The organism is Bifidobacterium sp. RTP21102st3_E2_RTP21102_210122 (genome assembly GCF_040916945.1).
Taxonomy (GTDB): Bacteria; Actinomycetota; Actinomycetes; order Actinomycetales; family Bifidobacteriaceae; genus Bifidobacterium; species Bifidobacterium longum.
Genome location: NZ_JBCPAN010000007.1, coordinates 42,077 through 57,570, shown reverse-complemented (window position 1 = coordinate 57,570; position 15,494 = coordinate 42,077). Strand labels below are relative to the sequence as shown.

The 15,494-nt window shown below is 60.2% G+C and carries 13 protein-coding genes; all 13 read right to left on the bottom strand.

The window, feature by feature from the left end; all coding sequences use genetic code 11:
• Positions 1 to 53: 53 nt before the first annotated feature.
• The gene (locus AB5287_RS08625) at positions 54 to 443 is read right to left on the bottom strand and encodes a chorismate mutase (protein ID WP_007051524.1); all 390 of its coding nucleotides are present in this window, start codon (positions 441 to 443) and stop codon (positions 54 to 56) included.
• A gap of 307 nt (positions 444 to 750) precedes the next feature.
• On the bottom strand, positions 751 to 2,820 hold the full coding sequence (gene rho, locus AB5287_RS08620; RefSeq protein WP_007056503.1) for a transcription termination factor Rho: 2,070 nt from the start codon (positions 2,818 to 2,820) through the stop codon (positions 751 to 753).
• A 205-nt stretch (positions 2,821 to 3,025) separates the two neighbouring features.
• Complete coding sequence (locus AB5287_RS08615; protein ID WP_007051527.1) at positions 3,026 to 4,639, bottom strand: NAD(P)/FAD-dependent oxidoreductase; 1,614 nt, start codon at positions 4,637 to 4,639, stop codon at positions 3,026 to 3,028.
• A 218-nt stretch (positions 4,640 to 4,857) separates the two neighbouring features.
• Complete coding sequence (locus AB5287_RS08610) at positions 4,858 to 6,711, bottom strand: histidine-type phosphatase (protein WP_007054753.1); 1,854 nt, start codon at positions 6,709 to 6,711, stop codon at positions 4,858 to 4,860.
• Between the two features lie 173 nt (positions 6,712 to 6,884).
• Entirely contained in the window at positions 6,885 to 7,199 is a 315-nt protein-coding gene (locus AB5287_RS08605) for a DUF2469 domain-containing protein (protein ID WP_003828150.1), read from the bottom strand.
• 10 nt (positions 7,200 to 7,209) lie between these two features.
• Positions 7,210 to 8,274 (bottom strand): GNAT family N-acetyltransferase, encoded by a 1,065-nt coding sequence (locus tag AB5287_RS08600; protein WP_007051529.1) that lies wholly within the window; start codon positions 8,272 to 8,274, stop codon positions 7,210 to 7,212.
• Between the two features lie 295 nt (positions 8,275 to 8,569).
• Positions 8,570 to 10,069, bottom strand: coding sequence for an Asp-tRNA(Asn)/Glu-tRNA(Gln) amidotransferase subunit GatB (gene gatB, locus AB5287_RS08595; RefSeq protein WP_007051530.1), 1,500 nt, complete (start codon positions 10,067 to 10,069; stop codon positions 8,570 to 8,572).
• 25 nt (positions 10,070 to 10,094) lie between these two features.
• A complete protein-coding gene (gatA, locus tag AB5287_RS08590; protein WP_007054751.1) occupies positions 10,095 to 11,636 on the bottom strand; it encodes an Asp-tRNA(Asn)/Glu-tRNA(Gln) amidotransferase subunit GatA in 1,542 nt (513 codons plus the stop codon).
• A gap of 3 nt (positions 11,637 to 11,639) precedes the next feature.
• Entirely contained in the window at positions 11,640 to 11,939 is a 300-nt protein-coding gene (gene gatC / locus AB5287_RS08585) for an Asp-tRNA(Asn)/Glu-tRNA(Gln) amidotransferase subunit GatC (RefSeq protein ID WP_011068473.1), read from the bottom strand.
• A 166-nt stretch (positions 11,940 to 12,105) separates the two neighbouring features.
• Complete coding sequence (locus AB5287_RS08580; protein ID WP_007051535.1) at positions 12,106 to 12,954, bottom strand: TrmH family RNA methyltransferase; 849 nt, start codon at positions 12,952 to 12,954, stop codon at positions 12,106 to 12,108.
• A gap of 93 nt (positions 12,955 to 13,047) precedes the next feature.
• Positions 13,048 to 13,677: an orotate phosphoribosyltransferase gene (locus AB5287_RS08575; protein WP_007051536.1), complete on the bottom strand. Its 630-nt coding sequence runs from the start codon at positions 13,675 to 13,677 to the stop codon at positions 13,048 to 13,050.
• Positions 13,674 to 15,098: a DNA recombination protein RmuC gene (gene rmuC / locus AB5287_RS08570; protein WP_007054746.1), complete on the bottom strand. Its 1,425-nt coding sequence runs from the start codon at positions 15,096 to 15,098 to the stop codon at positions 13,674 to 13,676. The genes AB5287_RS08575 and rmuC overlap by 4 nt, the downstream gene beginning before the upstream one ends.
• Before the next feature lie 42 nt (positions 15,099 to 15,140).
• Complete coding sequence (locus tag AB5287_RS08565; protein ID WP_007051538.1) at positions 15,141 to 15,422, bottom strand: metal-sensitive transcriptional regulator; 282 nt, start codon at positions 15,420 to 15,422, stop codon at positions 15,141 to 15,143.
• Positions 15,423 to 15,494: the final 72 nt, after the last annotated feature.

Sequence of the window (15,494 nt, the reverse complement as noted above, 5' to 3'; positions counted from 1 at the left end):
GCAACTTGCCCTATAGACGAATATCCGAAAGGTGCCCATTCGCTGCGGGCGAATCAGGCGAATACGTCGAGTACGCCCGGGTCACCACCGGCATCGGCTATGCGCTGGTGGCGCTTCTTGGCTTCGGTAACCACGAATTCACGGTACATTTCGGCAATTTCCGGATCAAGCCCGGCATCGATGGCGATGCGGTGGAGGCGTTCGATCTGATAGTCCTCACGCTTGGTGTCTTCGGGCGCGAATCCGGCGTTGGCTTTGAGCACGCCGACCTGCGAGGTGGCCTTGAACCGCTCGGCCAGTAATGCGATGACCGCCGAATCGATGTTATCGATGGTTTGGCGCAGCGCTTTGATGCGCGCCACCGCTTGTGCGGTTTCCGGGTGGGCCGCCGCCTGGGCGGAGTCGATGGTGGTCCTTTGCCAGTCGCTGCTCGTTTCGCTCATAGATTCGAGGATACTCCCGATTACGGCTTTGCACGATGCGCAAAGTCAGATATCTCAGATGTCATAGTCGCCGGTGAGGATATGGCTGGCATCCGCATCGCCGAACATGGCCGCACCACTGCCCACTCCCAAAACAATCGAACCCAGTGATGCCTCTTTCATCTCATATATCGTCAGCGTGCATGTGAACGTTGACGGCAATACTACAACTGCAATGTGATAGTTGATGTATTTGCATCAGATACGACAAGGGCTGCACCCCGTATCAATCAGGGTGCAGCCCTTACACTATTGTTCAGCGGTCTGATCAGTTGCCGTTGACCGCGTTGCCGGTGTTGGCCTGCTGCACGATGGCGGCGAGGAAGTCGCGGTTGGTGGCGGTCTTCTTGAGGCGCGGCACCAGCGTCTGGTAGGCCTGCTCGGGCTCCATGCCGCCCAGCAGTCGACGCAGACGGTAAATAATCGGCAGTTCCTGCGGGTTGGTGATGAGCTCCTCGCGGCGGGTGCCGGAAGCGTTGATGTCGATGGCCGGGAACAGTCGCTTGTCCGCCAGCTCGCGGGACAGGCGCAGTTCCATGTTGCCGGTGCCCTTGAACTCCTCGAAAATCACCTCGTCCATCTTGGAGCCGGTTTCCACCAGCGCAGATGAGATGATGGTCAGGGAGCCGCCGTTTTCGATGTTGCGGGCCGCACCGAAGAACTTCTTCGGCGGGTAGAGGGCCTGCGCGTCCACACCACCGGACAGGATGCGGCCGGAGGCAGGGGCTGCGATGTTGTAAGCGCGAGCCAGTCGGGTCATGGAATCGAGCAGTACGACCACGTCCTGGCCGAGCTCCACAAGACGCTTGGCGCGTTCGACGGCCAGTTCGGCAACCGTAGTGTGATCGGAGGCCGGACGGTCGAAGGTGGAGGAAATGACCTCGCCCTGGACCGTGCGCTCCATATCGGTGACCTCTTCGGGTCGCTCGTCCACGAGCACCACCATAAGGTGGACCTCGGGGTTGTTGGCGGCGATGGAGTTGGCGATGTTCTGCAGGGTGATGGTCTTACCGGCCTTCGGCGGGGAGACAATCAGGCCACGCTGGCCCTTGCCGATTGGGGAAACGATGTCCATGATACGGCCGGTGAGCTTGTTCGGGGCGGTCTCCTGCTTCAAACGCTCCTGCGGGTACAGCGGCGTGAGCTTGGAGAACTGCGGACGGTTGAGCGCTTCTTCAACGCTTTGGCCGTTGATGGAATCGATGGCCTGCAGCGGCACGAACTTCTGGCGCTGGTTGCGGCGGTCGCCTTCACGCGGGGCGCGAATCGAACCATGCACGGCATCGCCCTTGCGCAGGCCGTACTTCTTGACCTGGCCCATGGAAACGTACACGTCGTTCGGGCCGGGCAGGTAGCCGGAAGTGCGCACAAAAGCGTAGGAGTCGAGCACGTCGACGATGCCGGCCACCGGCACCAGATCCTCCTGCGGCTCTTCGCGGCGGCTATCACGGTCATTGCGATCGCTACGATTATCGCGATCATCATAGCGACGATCATCATCGGCGTTGTCGCGATCACGGCCACGCATGCGACGGTTACGGCGATCGCTGCGATCATTACGGGTATCGCGATCGTTGCGATCGCTACGGTCGCGGCGGTTACGACGCACGAACTCGTGATCGTCGTTCTGCTCGCCGTCTTCGGACGTTTCCTCGTGCTTCTGCGTGGGCAGCGTGGCCAGGATATCGTCGAGGTCACGCACGGTTTCTTCGCTGTTTTCCGCAGTGCGACGACGGCGGCGAGGCTGCTCGTCCTCATCATCACGGACTCGGCGAATCAGCGGAACTTCCACGTCCTCGTGACGCTCGCGGCGACGCTCGGTAGGCGCTGCATCTCCCAAATCGAGCGTGGCCAGCAGATCGCCGGCCTCATCGGCCTTCTTGCGCGGCTTGCGGCGAGCGAAATCGGGCTGGTCGTCATCGCGACGACGGCGGGCCGCACGCGGTTCGGATGCGGCATCATCGGCGGCCTTACGACGGGTGCGTCGCGGTTCGGTCTCGTCCTTCTTGGCATCGTCGGCCACGGGAAGCGGCAAATCGAGCTGCGGTTCCGTGGCAGCCGGAGCCGGAGCCGGCGACTGGGTGGCCACGTCAGCATTGTCTGTGGTGTTGGCCTCAGCGGCATCGGACTGCGGAGCCTTGACGACCTTGGCGGTTTTGGCGGCCTTGGGGGCGCGCACGGTCACACCGGCCGGCGGCTCTCCACCATTGCGCGCCGCCTGCAGGGTGGCGAGCAGCTCGGGCTTGCGCATGGTCGACGTGCCGCGCAGGCCCATCTGTTTAGCGAGCTCTTTGAGCTCAGGCAGCTTCATATCCTCAAGATTCTGGCTATTTGCCACTGGTTGCCCTTTCCATACCGAACAGACCCATGCCTATCCAGGCGTTAAGAGTGATTATTGCGGTTGCACCGCTCATGAATGTTCGCTGCGTCTCTGAGTCTCTGCGAACTTCGTTCACTGTACAACGCCAACTCGACCAACGCAAAACGGCCCGCCGAAAACCAAAAAAGCTCCCTCTGTGACGAGGGAGCTCAACAAGGTTTATTCACTTTTCTTCGTGGTAGGACTTTTCGGTGTTGACGGACCACACGTTCTTCTTGGACGTCTTGCCGGTCTTGATGTTGCCGACGGCCTCCATGGCGGTGGCCATGGAGTGGTCCATGTTGTTGTAGCGGTGCTGGCCGTTACGGCCCACGCAGTACAGGTTGCCGAAGCCGTCGAGGTACTCGATGAGCTCGTCCATGTGCTCATAGGTGTCGAAGTAGGCGGGGTACGCCTTCCTGACGCGCTCACGATGGGAGTCGATGACCTCGTCCGGACCGTTGATCACACGCATGCGGGTGAGCTCGGAAATCGCGAACTTGGTGACATCCTCCTCGCTCATGTTCCAGAACGAGTCGCCCTCCTCGCAGAAGTACTCGAGACCGATCCACACGGTGTCGTCCACGTCCTTGACCAGGTACGGGCTCCAGTTGTTGAAGATCTGCAGACGGCCGACCTTGTAGCCCGGGTCCTGCACGTAGATCCAGCAGTCCGGCACGATCGGCGGATTGCCGAGGGTGGGGATGCTGGTGGTGTTCTTGAGCTTCAGGTGCTTGACCAGCAGGCCCACGGTCACGAAATCGCGGTACGGCAGGCCGTTGGCCACCTCGGTCATATCGGCCGGGGCGGGCTTGGAATCAACGGCCTCAGGATCGGCGCCGGCCGCGTCGATGGCGTTGACCAGGTCCTTGACCGGCATCGAGGAGATGAACTGGTCGCCGGAAAGCTCGGTGCGGTTGCCCTCGGAATCCTCGTACACCACGGAAGACACGGCACCATCGGTCTGGCGGACCTCGACCACCCTGGCGTCGGTCAGCACCTTGACGCCGGCGGCCTCGCAATTGGACTCGACGGTCTCCCACAGCTGGCCGGGACCGTACTTCGGATACCAGAACTCCTCGATCAGCGAGGTCTCGACCTCCGCGTTGGAGCGCTTCTTGGGCAGCAGCTTCTGGAAGGCGTTCTTGAGCACGCCCATGATGGACAGGCCCTTGACGCGCTGGGCGCCCCAGTCGGCGGAGATCTGGGAGGGGTGGCGGCCCCACAGCTTCTCCGTGTAGCCCTCGAAGAACATCGAATACAGCTTGCGGCCGAAACGGTTGATGTAGAAGTTCTCCAGATTGTCTTCCGGCAGCTTGTGGAACATGGACTTCAGGTAGCTGAAGCCGGCCACCATGGTGAGCTTGAAGCCCATGGCCTTCAACGTGTTGGGGCTCAGCGAAATCGGGTAATCGAAGAAGTGGCGGTTCCAGAAGATACGGGACACTCGGTGGCGCTTGAGCATCACCTTGTCCTCCGTCTCCGGATCGGGGCCGCCCGGCTCCATGTCGTGGTCGCGGCCGAGCTTCTTGTCATCATAGGAGGGTGCGCCCTGCAACGGCAGAACGGTCTTCCACCAATCCATGATGCGTTCGTCTTTGGAGAAGAAACGGTGGCCGCCGATATCCATGCGGTTGCCGTTGTGCTTCACGGTGCGCGAGATACCGCCGAATTCGCGGGTCCCCTCCAGCACGGTCACGTCGTACTTGTCGGCACCGCCGTCCTTGATGAGTTCCCATGCGGCGGTAAGTCCAGCCGGACCGCCGCCGATAATCACTACGGATTGCTTGTCGGTCATTATGCTCCTTATAAACGCAAAATCAGAGACAGTCTACTAGAAGCCCCGGAATCGCACACCGAAAGATGAGCGAATGCTTACAGAATTCTCCCGATATACGACCGATGCGCCGTCTTTCCATCAGCAGAAAGGCGACGCATCGAATCGTGAGGTAGGGGTATTCGGCAACGTTGCGTCACACACAGCGCGGCGAATCGGTTTGGTCTTAGGCTAATTCGTCAGCGACGAACTTTCCATAGATTCAGCGAGATGCCTGCAAGTGCAAGCAGCATCATAATCCCCGCAACACCAGTAACGGCAACACCAGTACGACTCAACTCGTTTTCCGTACCATTAGCCTGAGTGTTGCTGGGCTGATGAGTTCCCGCACCATTGTTATTCGGAGTGGTACTCGTTCCTTCACCAGTGTTAGGTCCTGTGCCCGGCTGCGTTGTGGAATCATCAGTCAGATGCGCATCGTCGCCTAGGGTTTGGTGGTCGGAGGCCAAGCAACTTTTAAGCTCAGTGAGCTTGTACCACGTGGAACCATCGGCAATCGGCGTGCATTCGGAGCGGAAGGCGATTTCCTGCTCGTTGTAGAGCATACGAACGAGCGGCGTGTAGGCACGGCCGGTCTTCGGGTCGTTGCCGGATTTGACGGCAACATCCCACTGCACATTAGCGGCCATCGGAGTCACCGATTCACCGCGCCATTCATTGTTGGCGTAGGTGTACACGTCGGTGGTGCTGGCGGCCGCCTGCTGGGTGGAACCGGGAAGGCCAAGCAGCGCGGCGAACGGCATCATCGTTTCGGCATGGGCAAAGCGGAAAGTAGCAACGGTGGATCCGCCGTTTACGCGCTCATCAATCGACGAGAAGAAATCGTCAAGCAGCGGCTGTGCGATTGTGTAGGTCTCGTCTTGGCCGGCGTAGCTCGGGCCCTTCTCGTAGAAGTCCTCGGCGTCAAGCGCCCAGGCGAACAACTTGGCGTCGTCTGCCTGCTCACCTTGGAAGTACTGGTTGAAGTCGAAGGTATGGCTGCCGGTGTTCTCGTTCTCCATATCAGCGGCGATGATGTACAGGTTGTACAGATCCATCGCGGCATCGTATTCGGAGGCGATCTTCTTCTTGGCTGCGCCGCAGGCGTCGGCATCCTTGCTGGGGTCGGCTCCCGGCGCGCAGTTGGCCTCGCCGCCCTTGGTGCCATCGACAGTGTTGTACCAGGCGTACGTGCCGTCGGCCAGTTTGGCGAGGAAGTCATCGGTGAAGATTTGTGAAAGCAAATCGTGAGAGGCTGTTTTCACGTCCTCGTTTTCGGCGATGGTTTGCTCAGCGCCTGCGATAATCGCATCGTTTTCCACGAAGTTCTGGTAATCGTCGGCACGCTGCTTGGCCTCACCGGTTTTCTCAGTGCCGTCCGGGTTTTCGGACTTGTGGAAGTACAGCGTGTTCGGCGTCTTGTCGAAAGCCGCCGCCTCGCCGGTGCCGGCCGGATCGGCGGGCGTCACAGTGCTGTTCGCCAGTTTATTGTTCGAGGCCGCGTTGAAACCGCGAGCAAAATTCTCGCCTGATTCAGTAGCGCGGGCTTCGCCAGAGGACTGATAGGCAATCTTGCCACCGTCCTTGGCTGCGTTGTCGAACAGCGTCTTGTTGCGCTCGTAGGCACGTGCGCCAATGCCCTGATGTTGGTCAGCACCCTGACCGGTGAGCATACCGTAGCCATTCTCCACATTTGCGGCGGTGATGGCTTTGAGATTCTTCATGAATTCGGACTTGATGGCATCAGACTTAAAACCGTTATCCGCTTCGGCGGCTTCGGCCATCTTCATAAGCAATGCGTCGTATTTGTAGCTGGACAGGCCGCGTGAACCGTGGCGAGCCATCGACTCGGTGTATACCGTTTCGTAGCCTTCCGGCGCCTGGCTATAGCTGGCAGTGGTCGCTTCGCTAGGTGCCACATATGGCTGCTTGCTGCTGTAATACTGGCCATCGGCCTCCAAAGCCATGGCGTGCGGAACGGTCAGGATGCCACCGGCCAGCAATGTGGCGGCAGCAACCACGCCCGCGATGGAGCCCTTAAGGCCCTGCTGCATATGGTGTGTGTTCATGCAGCATTTTCTATCAGCCGCAAGCAAACAAGACACACGATGGCAAGGTTACGAGTCTGAACTTTTGCTATGCGTTGTATGAACAATGCGCGACGCCCCGCCGTAAGATGACGGAATGCCGCGCATTGTCAATACAGGCTGTATCAGACGATTGCCTGTCAGTGAATATCGTCGGGAATGTCGATATCGGTTTTCTGGACTTCTTCGACGTTCACGTCCTTGAAGGTCACGATGCGCACGGACTTGACGAAACGGCTGGAACGGTAGACATCCCATACCCATGCGTCAGTCAGCTGCACATCGAAATACACGTCCTGACCAGCGGAACGCACGTTGAAATCGACCTTATTCGCCAAGTAGAAGCGACGCTCAGTCTCCACCACATAGGTGAACAGCTTGATGACGTCACGGTATTCCCTATACAGCGCGAGTTCGGCGTCGGTTTCGTAATTGTCGAGATCCTCGGCACTCATGCTTGTTTACTCACTCACTTTCCGTATCGCGTTTGCGGCCGCGGCCCAGCGTACGCCACCATGCTTCCTTTGAGGGCTTGCGTTCTGCCTGACCGTACGGCCAGTTGCTTTCCTCTTCGAGACTGTGGCGCGTGTTCTTCTGCGTATCGTCGTGGTGCTCGGCCTGTGGCTCGACTGGCTGTGCGGCCGCCGGCGTCTGGGCCTGGGACTGCACGTCACTCGTCGTGGCGCCGGCTGCCTCACCACGCTGTGCCGGCTCGGGTTCCGGCTTGTTCTGCTGGATGGCGATGGAATGCTCGCGCGCGGACAGCGCTTCCTTGACACCCGGGTTGTCCTCAATCAAGTGCATGCCAAAAGCGTCAAGCGAACGAATCGGATCGTACTCGTCAGCCAACGTGTCCATGACGATAAGGTCCTGGTATTTGTTGTTTTCGGCATCCCACAACGCGTCGCGCGAGGTGCCGGACGGCACGAAGCCGAGCGACTGGTAGACCGAAATCGAGCGGCTGTTCTTTTCCGGCACGCTCACCCAGATGCGGTGCATGCCCAAGCCGGCCGGTTCGGGCGCGAAACCGTAGGTCATCACACGCGGCATGGCGTCACGGGAGTAGCCGCGGCCACGGTATTCACGGCCCAAGATGATCTGGATGCGGGCGGACTTGGACCAGCCGTCGATGTCGATAAGGAAAATCATGCCGATGACATTATCGGTGCTGGCCGCATCGAGCTGACCGTCATCGTCATGGTCGGCGTCAGTCAATACGGCCCATGCGATGGTGCGGCGGGATTCCGGATCACCCACACCGGATTCGGCGGGTGCCTGACCGGCTTCCCAAGCCTGGGAGCGGCGGACCCACGTGTGTACGATGGCGCGTTCGGTGACCGCATCCTTACCTGTGATCTTGGATGCGCCATAGAAGGCATCAAGTTCATCCAAACGAGGCAGGTCCTCGACGGTGGCGGGGCGCAGGTGCACCATTTCGCCACGGATTGGCGGAATGACGATGCTCTGTGGCAGATCGCGCTTCAGTTGCGCTTCGGTAGCCATGCTCAGCGTCTCGTTGGTTGCGGTCATCGGTATACGTCCCCCGGTTCGGCTTGTTTCGGCTCACGGTCCAGTGCCGAACATATCTTACTCGACTGGGTGAACGCTGGAAATGCTCTGAGTCGACTTTCTTACAGAATCAATAAAGGCTCCCGCTGGCGGGAGCTGTCTAACGGATTTGAACTGGAGAATTTCCCTACAAATAAGTGCTCCCGCTGGCGGGAGCTGTCCGCGAAGCGGACTGAGGGTGGTCATCCGTACATGGCGACCACCCTCAGTCTCACTCCGTTCGACAGCTCCCACCAGCGGGAGCCAGTGAATCTAATCAGCCCTTGATCTTGCCCATGACGACCTTGGTGACGGCCTTGGCGTCGGCCTGACCGCGCGTGGCCTTCATCACGGCACCGATGATTACACCCATCGGCTTCATGTTGCCGCTCTTGAGCTTCTCGACAACGTCCGGGTTGGCTTCGAACGCCGCGTCGACGGCCGCCTCGATGGCACCGTTGTCTTCGACGATCTTGTAGTCGTGCTTCTTGACGACTTCATCCGGAGTGCCTTCGCCCTTAAGCACGCCTTCGACGGTCTGCTTGGCGAGCTTGTCGTTGAGCTTGCCGGAGGCGATGAGCTTCTCGACCTCGGCCACATCGGCCGGGGTGATCGGCAGCTCTTCGAGGGACACACCCTTGGCGTTGGCTTCGCGGGAAAGCTCGCCCAGCCACCACTTGCGGGCACCGGCAGCCTTGGCACCGGCCTTGACGGTTTCCTCAATCAGGTCGAGGGCGTCGGCGTTGAGGATGTCGCGCATCTGCAGATCACTCAGGCCCCACTCGGACTTGAGGCGGTTGCGGCGCTCGCGCGGCATTTCCGGCATCTGGGCCTTCATCTCCTCGATGTGCTCCTTGGTGATGTGGAGCATGACGAGGTCGGGGTCCGGGAAGTAGCGGTAGTCGTCGGCATCGGACTTCAGACGGCCGCCAGCGGTGGTCTGCGTAGCCTCATCCCAGTGGCGGGTCTCCTGCAGAATCTCCTTGCCGTCGTCCAGACGAGCGGCCTGACGGCGAATCTCGTACTGGATGGTCTTCTCGATGCCGCGGAACGAGTTCACATTCTTGGTCTCGGAACGGGTGCCGTACGGAGCGTCCGGGCTCGGGCGCAACGAGACGTTCACGTCAGCGCGCATGTTGCCCTGCTCCATACGAGCGTGGGAGATGTTCAACGCGCGCACGATGTCGCGGATGGCGCGCACATAGGCACCGGCGATTTCGGGAGCGCGGTCGCCCGCCCCCTCGATCGGCTTGGTGACGATCTCAATCAGCGGCACACCGGCACGGTTGTAGTCGACCAGCGAGTGGTCAGCACCTTCGATACGGCCGTCGGCGCCACCCACGTGGGTGTTCTTGCCGGCGTCGTCCTCGATGTGCGCGCGCTCGATCGGCACGCGGAACACGGTGCCGTCTTCCAGCTCGACGTCCAGGTAGCCGTTGCCGTTGGTGGGCTTGTCGTACTGCGAGATCTGGTAGTCGCGCGGCATGTCCGGGTAGAAGTAGTTCTTACGGGCGAACTGGCTCCACTCGGCGATTTCGCAGTGCAGGGCCAGACCCAGCTTGATGGCGTAATCGACGGCGGTCTTGTTGATCACCGGCAGAGAGCCCGGCAGGCCAAGGCTCACCGGGGTCAGCTCGGTGTTCGGCTCGCCACCGAACTCGATGTGGGCCGGGCAGAACAGCTTGGTGTTCGTGGACAGCTCCACGTGGGTTTCCAGACCGAAGACCACATCGTACTTCTTGGTGGCATCGGCGTACTTCATCAGTTTTTCAGCCATGATGTTGTTTCTTTCCTTCCGATGCTCACTTGCCCAGACCGTCAAGCCACGGGGTCTTGAGGTCGTTCCAGATCGGGCCGTTCCAGCTGTCTTCCAGCGCGGCTTCGAGGGCCGCGGCCGGCTTGTACATGACTTCGTCGCGCTGCTGCGGGGCGATGAACTGGAAGCCGACGGGCAGGCCGTCGTCGGACAGGCCGGCCGGGATGGACATGGCAGGCACGCCGGCGAGGTTGGCCGGAATGGTGGCGATGTCGTTCATGTACATGGCCAGCGGGTCGTCCATCTTCTCGCCGAACTTGAAGGCGGTGGACGGGCTGGTGGGGGCCACGAGCACGTCGACCTGTTCGAAGGCCTTCTTGAAGTCTTCGATAATCAGCGTGCGGACCTTCTGGGCCGAGCCGTACCAGGCGTCGTAGTAGCCGGCGGACAGGGCGTAGGTGCCGAGGATGATACGGCGCTTGACCTCGTCGCCGAAGCCGGCTTCACGGGTGTAGGCCATCATGTTGGCGGCGGTCTGCGGCACGCCGGTCGGCGGCATCACGCGCAGGCCGTAGCGCATGCCATCGTAACGGGCCAGGTTGGAGCTGACCTCGGACGGCATGATGATGTAGTAAGCGCCTAGCGAGTAGCCGATGTGCGGGACCGAGACCTCAACGACCTCGGCACCCATCTCCTTGAGCTTGTCGACGGCCTCGTTGAAGCGGGCCTCGACGCCGGGCTGGAAGCCGTCGCCGCCGAGTTCCTTGATGAGGCCGACCTTCATACCCTTCAGATCGCGCTTGGCGCCTTCGCGGGCGGCGGCGACCATCGGGCGCGGGCCTTCGGGGATGGAGGTGGAGTCACGCTTGTCGTGGCCACCGATGATCTCCTGCAGCAGTGCGGAGTCGAGCACGGTGCGGGAGACCGGGCCGATCTGGTCGAGCGAGGAGGCCATGGCGATGGCTCCGAAACGGGAGACGCCGCCGTAGGTGGGTTTGACGCCCACGGTGCCGGTCAGGGCGCCGGGCTGGCGAATCGAGCCACCAGTGTCGGTGCCGAGGGCGATCGGTGCCTCGAATGCGGCGACTGCGGAGGCGGAGCCACCACCGGAACCGCCGGGCACGCGCTCGGTATCCCACGGGTTGTGGGTGGTCTGGTAGGCGGAGTGCTCGGTGGAGGAGCCCTGGGCGAATTCGTCGAGGTTGGTCTTGCCGAGAATCGGCATGCCGGCGGCCTTGAGCTTTTCGATGACGGTGGCGTCGTACGGCGGCACCCAGCCTTCGAGGATCTTGGAGGCGGCGGTGGTTTCGATGCCCTTGGTGACGATCATGTCCTTGATGGCGATCGGCACACCAGCCAGCTCAGGCAGGGCGGCCTTGTCTTCGGCGGACTTGGCGTCGAAGGCGTCGGCCTGCTCGAGAGCCACATCGCCGGAAACCTTCAGGAAGGCCTTGATGGACGGCTCGGCAGCCTCGATCACCTTGAGGTGGGCTTCGACGAGCTCGCGAGAGGTGACGTCGCCCTTCTTGACGGCAGCGGCCTGCTCGGCAGCAGACAGTTTGACGAGAGTTGCGGTTTCGTTGCTCATCGATTACTCCTCGCTTCCCAGGATTCGCGGTGCCACGAACATGCCGGCCTCGGTCTTCGGGCCACCGGCGAGCGCCTCTTCCTGCGTGAGCGGGGTTTCGGCGACGTCCGGGCGCAGGTAGGCTTCCAGCGGAACCGGGTTGGCGGTCGGCGGCACATCGTCGGAGGCGACTTCCTGGACCTTGTTGATGGAGTCTGCGATGACGTTCAGTTCGCCCTGCAGACGGGTGATTTCCTCATCGGTGAGCGCGATTCGGGCCAGATCGCCCAAATGCACGATTTCTTCGCGTGAAAATGTTGGCATGGCCATAACTATATGAGCCGTATGTGACACGCAGTTGTCGGGAAACCGCATTTTCCTACCCTTTGAGACCATTTCAGCAGGGCAGGCACTCGGGTCATTATTTGATATCCGCTTTTCTGGTGACGATGAGACCGCCGATCCATGCGGCAGGATTGTCGGCGCATGGCTACACGCCTGATACGGCGTGTTGGGCAATCCATGCGTGCATGGCCACGGCCGCCGCAGCGCCTGCATTAATGGAGCGCACGGAACCGAATTGAGAGATGTAGACCACATCGTCGGCCAATGCGAGGGCCTTCTCGCTCAATCCGGGGCCTTCTGCACCGAAGAGCAGCAGGCACCGCTTGGGGAAGGCATAGGCTTCCATCGGCACTGCGCCGGGAATAATGTCGAGGGCGATGACGCGGGCGGCTTGAAGCTCCTTGATGCGTGCATCACAAGCATCGATTTCGGCCAGCAGCTCATGAAGGTGCTTGTTGTCTCCATCCACAGCCACATCATGCGCATGGATGGCGGCGGCACCGGCCTTGGCTCGTTCATAGGCGATTTCACCGGCGATGCGATGATGCCAGCTTTCCACCAGTTCGGCGATGGAGGGGTGGTGTTCGACGTGCTGGTACAGTTCGGTCATCAACGCGCCCTTGCGATTCCACTTATGTGGACCGACAATGTGTACGCGCTTGGCCTGGAAGGCATTAGCGGTGCGGACCATGGAACCGATGTTAAAATCGTGGGTCCAGTTTTCCACCGCAACTTCGAAGTCGTGACGCCCTCGAGCGTCAAGATCGGCCTTAATGGCAGCAACGGTCCAGTAGCGGTAACGGTCCAATACGTTGCGGCGGTCTCCGTCGTTCAACAGCACCGAGTCGAAACGACCGTCATAATTCGAAGAAGTCGGATCATCGGGACGAGGCTCACCGGGATGGGTCTCAGACCACGGCCCAAGGCCGATTTCACGGAATTCCGGTTCACCTGAAGCCTTGGCAGCCAAAGAAATCTGGTTGGGTGCGTGCAATCTTTCTCCTCGATAACGCTATTCACCGGTTCCTCTTAGTCAGCTTCGCTGCTCAGCCCGGCTGACTTTATGCGAGGGACGTCAAAGGTGGATTTACCGCAGTTCGGATTCGTCGAAGACCTGGATGAAGGGGAGCGTTTGCTCGTCGCCGGTGGAGGGGTTGACCACATTGATGTCTTTGGCACCGCCACCGACCAGCGAGGCGATGGCCACGACCTTGGCACCCAGCTGCTCCACTATGCCAAAGTCGAGGCTCAGCTCATTGCCGTTGCGCAGGGTGACCAGCGAGCTGGTCTGCACGTACGACTTTTCGGACAGCCAAGCATCCAACAGCACCACACGGCGGCCTTCGATGGAGGGGCCCTTGATGGACGGGTAGACGAAGTCCATCACGAATCCATCTAGGTCCTCGCCACGAGAGGCGGCGGCCTGGATCATGGCAGACACCATGGGCACAGATGCTGCGGTCAAGGCACCAACAGCATCGAAGTCATCAATCGAATAGCCCGCATCTTCCAAAGCGTCAATCAGTACATGGCCCATGACAGTGGCGGCACGGTGGTCGAAAGTCACCGCGGCAAGTTCGGAGAACGGACGGCCCACCACATGCTCCTTCAGCAAGGTGGCTAGCTGTTCACGCGGCTCCAGCATGGCAAAGTCATTATGGCTCTTCGCGACGGCAAGGTCCGGGGTACCAGTGGGGCGGAATCCAGATTCAGTCATGACTCCAGACTATCGCCTGAGGCAGTCAGATGAGTATCACCTTCATCGGCCGGCACCACTTCAGGGGCGGACAGTTCGCTCACATTGCCTTTATCTGATTCGATGATCGGTACTTCCTCGATGATCTTGGTCGGTTCGATTTTTTGCAGCTTGCGAGCGGTGGGCAACACACGGCGTTCCAAACTGGACGCGAACTTGTTGTAGGCGCTGACCGTCTTAGTAATCTGGGTGCCCAATTTGATGGCATAATCACCCAGCGTGGAGAACCGTTCGTACAGTTCTCGGGACAAATCGAACAGCTGCTTGGCGTCATCGGTGAGCGACTGCTGCTGCCAGGCATAGGCCACGGATTTCAGCACGGCCCAGAGCGTGACCGGCGAGGTGAGCGCCACTTTGCGAGAGAACGCATCATCCATCAGTGTGGGATCGGCTTCGAGCGCGGCCTGCAGTAGTGCCTCATTGGGGATGAAGGCCACCACAAAATCAGGTGCTACATCAAAGGCATTCCAATAGGCCTTTTCGCCGAGAGCACGTACATGCTCGCGCAACGCCTTGGCATGGGACCGCAGCAAATCATCGCGGCGGGCAATATCCTCGGGGCTGGCGGTGTCCGGGATTTCGCAGGCACGCTGGTAATCGGCATAAGGCACTTTGGCATCAATCGGAATGGTCTTGCCTCCCGGCAGATGCACGATCATATCCGGGCGCAACGTACGCCCATCGGCATCCGTGACCACCACCTGGGTGTCGAAATCGACATGTTCCAGCAATCCGGCGGACTCGACAATGTTCTTGAGCTGGGCCTCGCCCCACGCGCCACGCACCTTGTTGTTGCGCAACGCGGCGGACAAGGAACTGGTTTCCTTGTCCAAACGGGCCTGCTGATCGTTGAGCCCCTTGAGTTGGGCTCCCAATGCGCCCATTTCCCTCTTGCGGCCCTCTTCGATCTGCGTGACCTTGTTCTGCAAGGTATCAAGATTCTTGGCCACTGGCGCAAGCGCCTCGAGCACCTTGCTCTGTTCTTTCAAACGTGCTTCCTGTTCAGCACGCTTGGCCTCGGCGGCCTGAGCATCCGCCTGACGCTTCCGTTCTGCCTCCGCAGCTGCACGCTCACGTTCCTGCTGAATGCGAATCTGCTCAGCCTGCTGCGCCTGGGCAAGTTGTGACTTGGCGAAAGCCAATTGCTGGTTCACGCCTTCAATCTGAGCCTGTGCGGCAGCATTGCGAGCACTGAGCTCAGCGTTCTCGAATCGCGCATTCTCCAGCGAGGTCTTGGCCTCTTCCAGCTCCTCGCTTTTGACGCCTCGAGCCATCTCCTGACCCTTATGACGGCCTAGCACGAAGCCGGCGAAGAGGCCAAGCCCTGCACCAACCACTAGCACGACGATGACGATAATCACGGTTCCTATTTGCTCAAACATGGTACCCAGTATGTCATCGATGGTGAATGACGGTAAAACTCGTCACGATTTGACGAGACGCGCAATGGCCGCGGAAGCCTCCGCAAGTTTTTCATCGGCCACCTCGCCGCCCTGAATCGACGCCTGCCGCACGCAATGGTTGAGATGATCGTCCAGCAGCAATAACGCCACGGATTTCAGCGCCGAATTCGACGCCGAAATCTGCGTCAGGATATCGATGCAGTATTTGTCATCCTCCACCATCTGCGTGATGGCACGCACCTGTCCTTCGATACGGCGCAATCGTGCGATGACCTTGGCCTTGTCTTCGTCATAACCATGCATCGCAAACCCCCTGATACTTATCCGTCAGCTGAACACACCCCATTATATACCCTCTAGGGGTATAGGGTATAC

Coding starts and splice junctions, on each gene's coding strand:
- AB5287_RS08625 (WP_007051524.1), bottom strand. CDS start 443: ATGAGCGAAACGAGCAGCGACTGGCAAAGGACCACCATCGACTCCGCC.
- AB5287_RS08615 (WP_007051527.1), bottom strand. CDS start 4,639: ATGACCGACAAGCAATCCGTAGTGATTATCGGCGGCGGTCCGGCTGGA.
- AB5287_RS08610 (WP_007054753.1), bottom strand. CDS start 6,711: ATGCAGCAGGGCCTTAAGGGCTCCATCGCGGGCGTGGTTGCTGCCGCC.
- AB5287_RS08605 (WP_003828150.1), bottom strand. CDS start 7,199: ATGAGTGCCGAGGATCTCGACAATTACGAAACCGACGCCGAACTCGCG.
- AB5287_RS08600 (WP_007051529.1), bottom strand. CDS start 8,274: ATGACCGCAACCAACGAGACGCTGAGCATGGCTACCGAAGCGCAACTG.
- gatB (WP_007051530.1), bottom strand. CDS start 10,069: ATGGCTGAAAAACTGATGAAGTACGCCGATGCCACCAAGAAGTACGAT.
- gatA (WP_007054751.1), bottom strand. CDS start 11,636: ATGAGCAACGAAACCGCAACTCTCGTCAAACTGTCTGCTGCCGAGCAG.
- gatC (WP_011068473.1), bottom strand. CDS start 11,939: ATGCCAACATTTTCACGCGAAGAAATCGTGCATTTGGGCGATCTGGCC.
- AB5287_RS08575 (WP_007051536.1), bottom strand. CDS start 13,677: ATGACTGAATCTGGATTCCGCCCCACTGGTACCCCGGACCTTGCCGTC.
- rmuC (WP_007054746.1), bottom strand. CDS start 15,098: ATGTTTGAGCAAATAGGAACCGTGATTATCGTCATCGTCGTGCTAGTG.
- AB5287_RS08565 (WP_007051538.1), bottom strand. CDS start 15,422: ATGCATGGTTATGACGAAGACAAGGCCAAGGTCATCGCACGATTGCGC.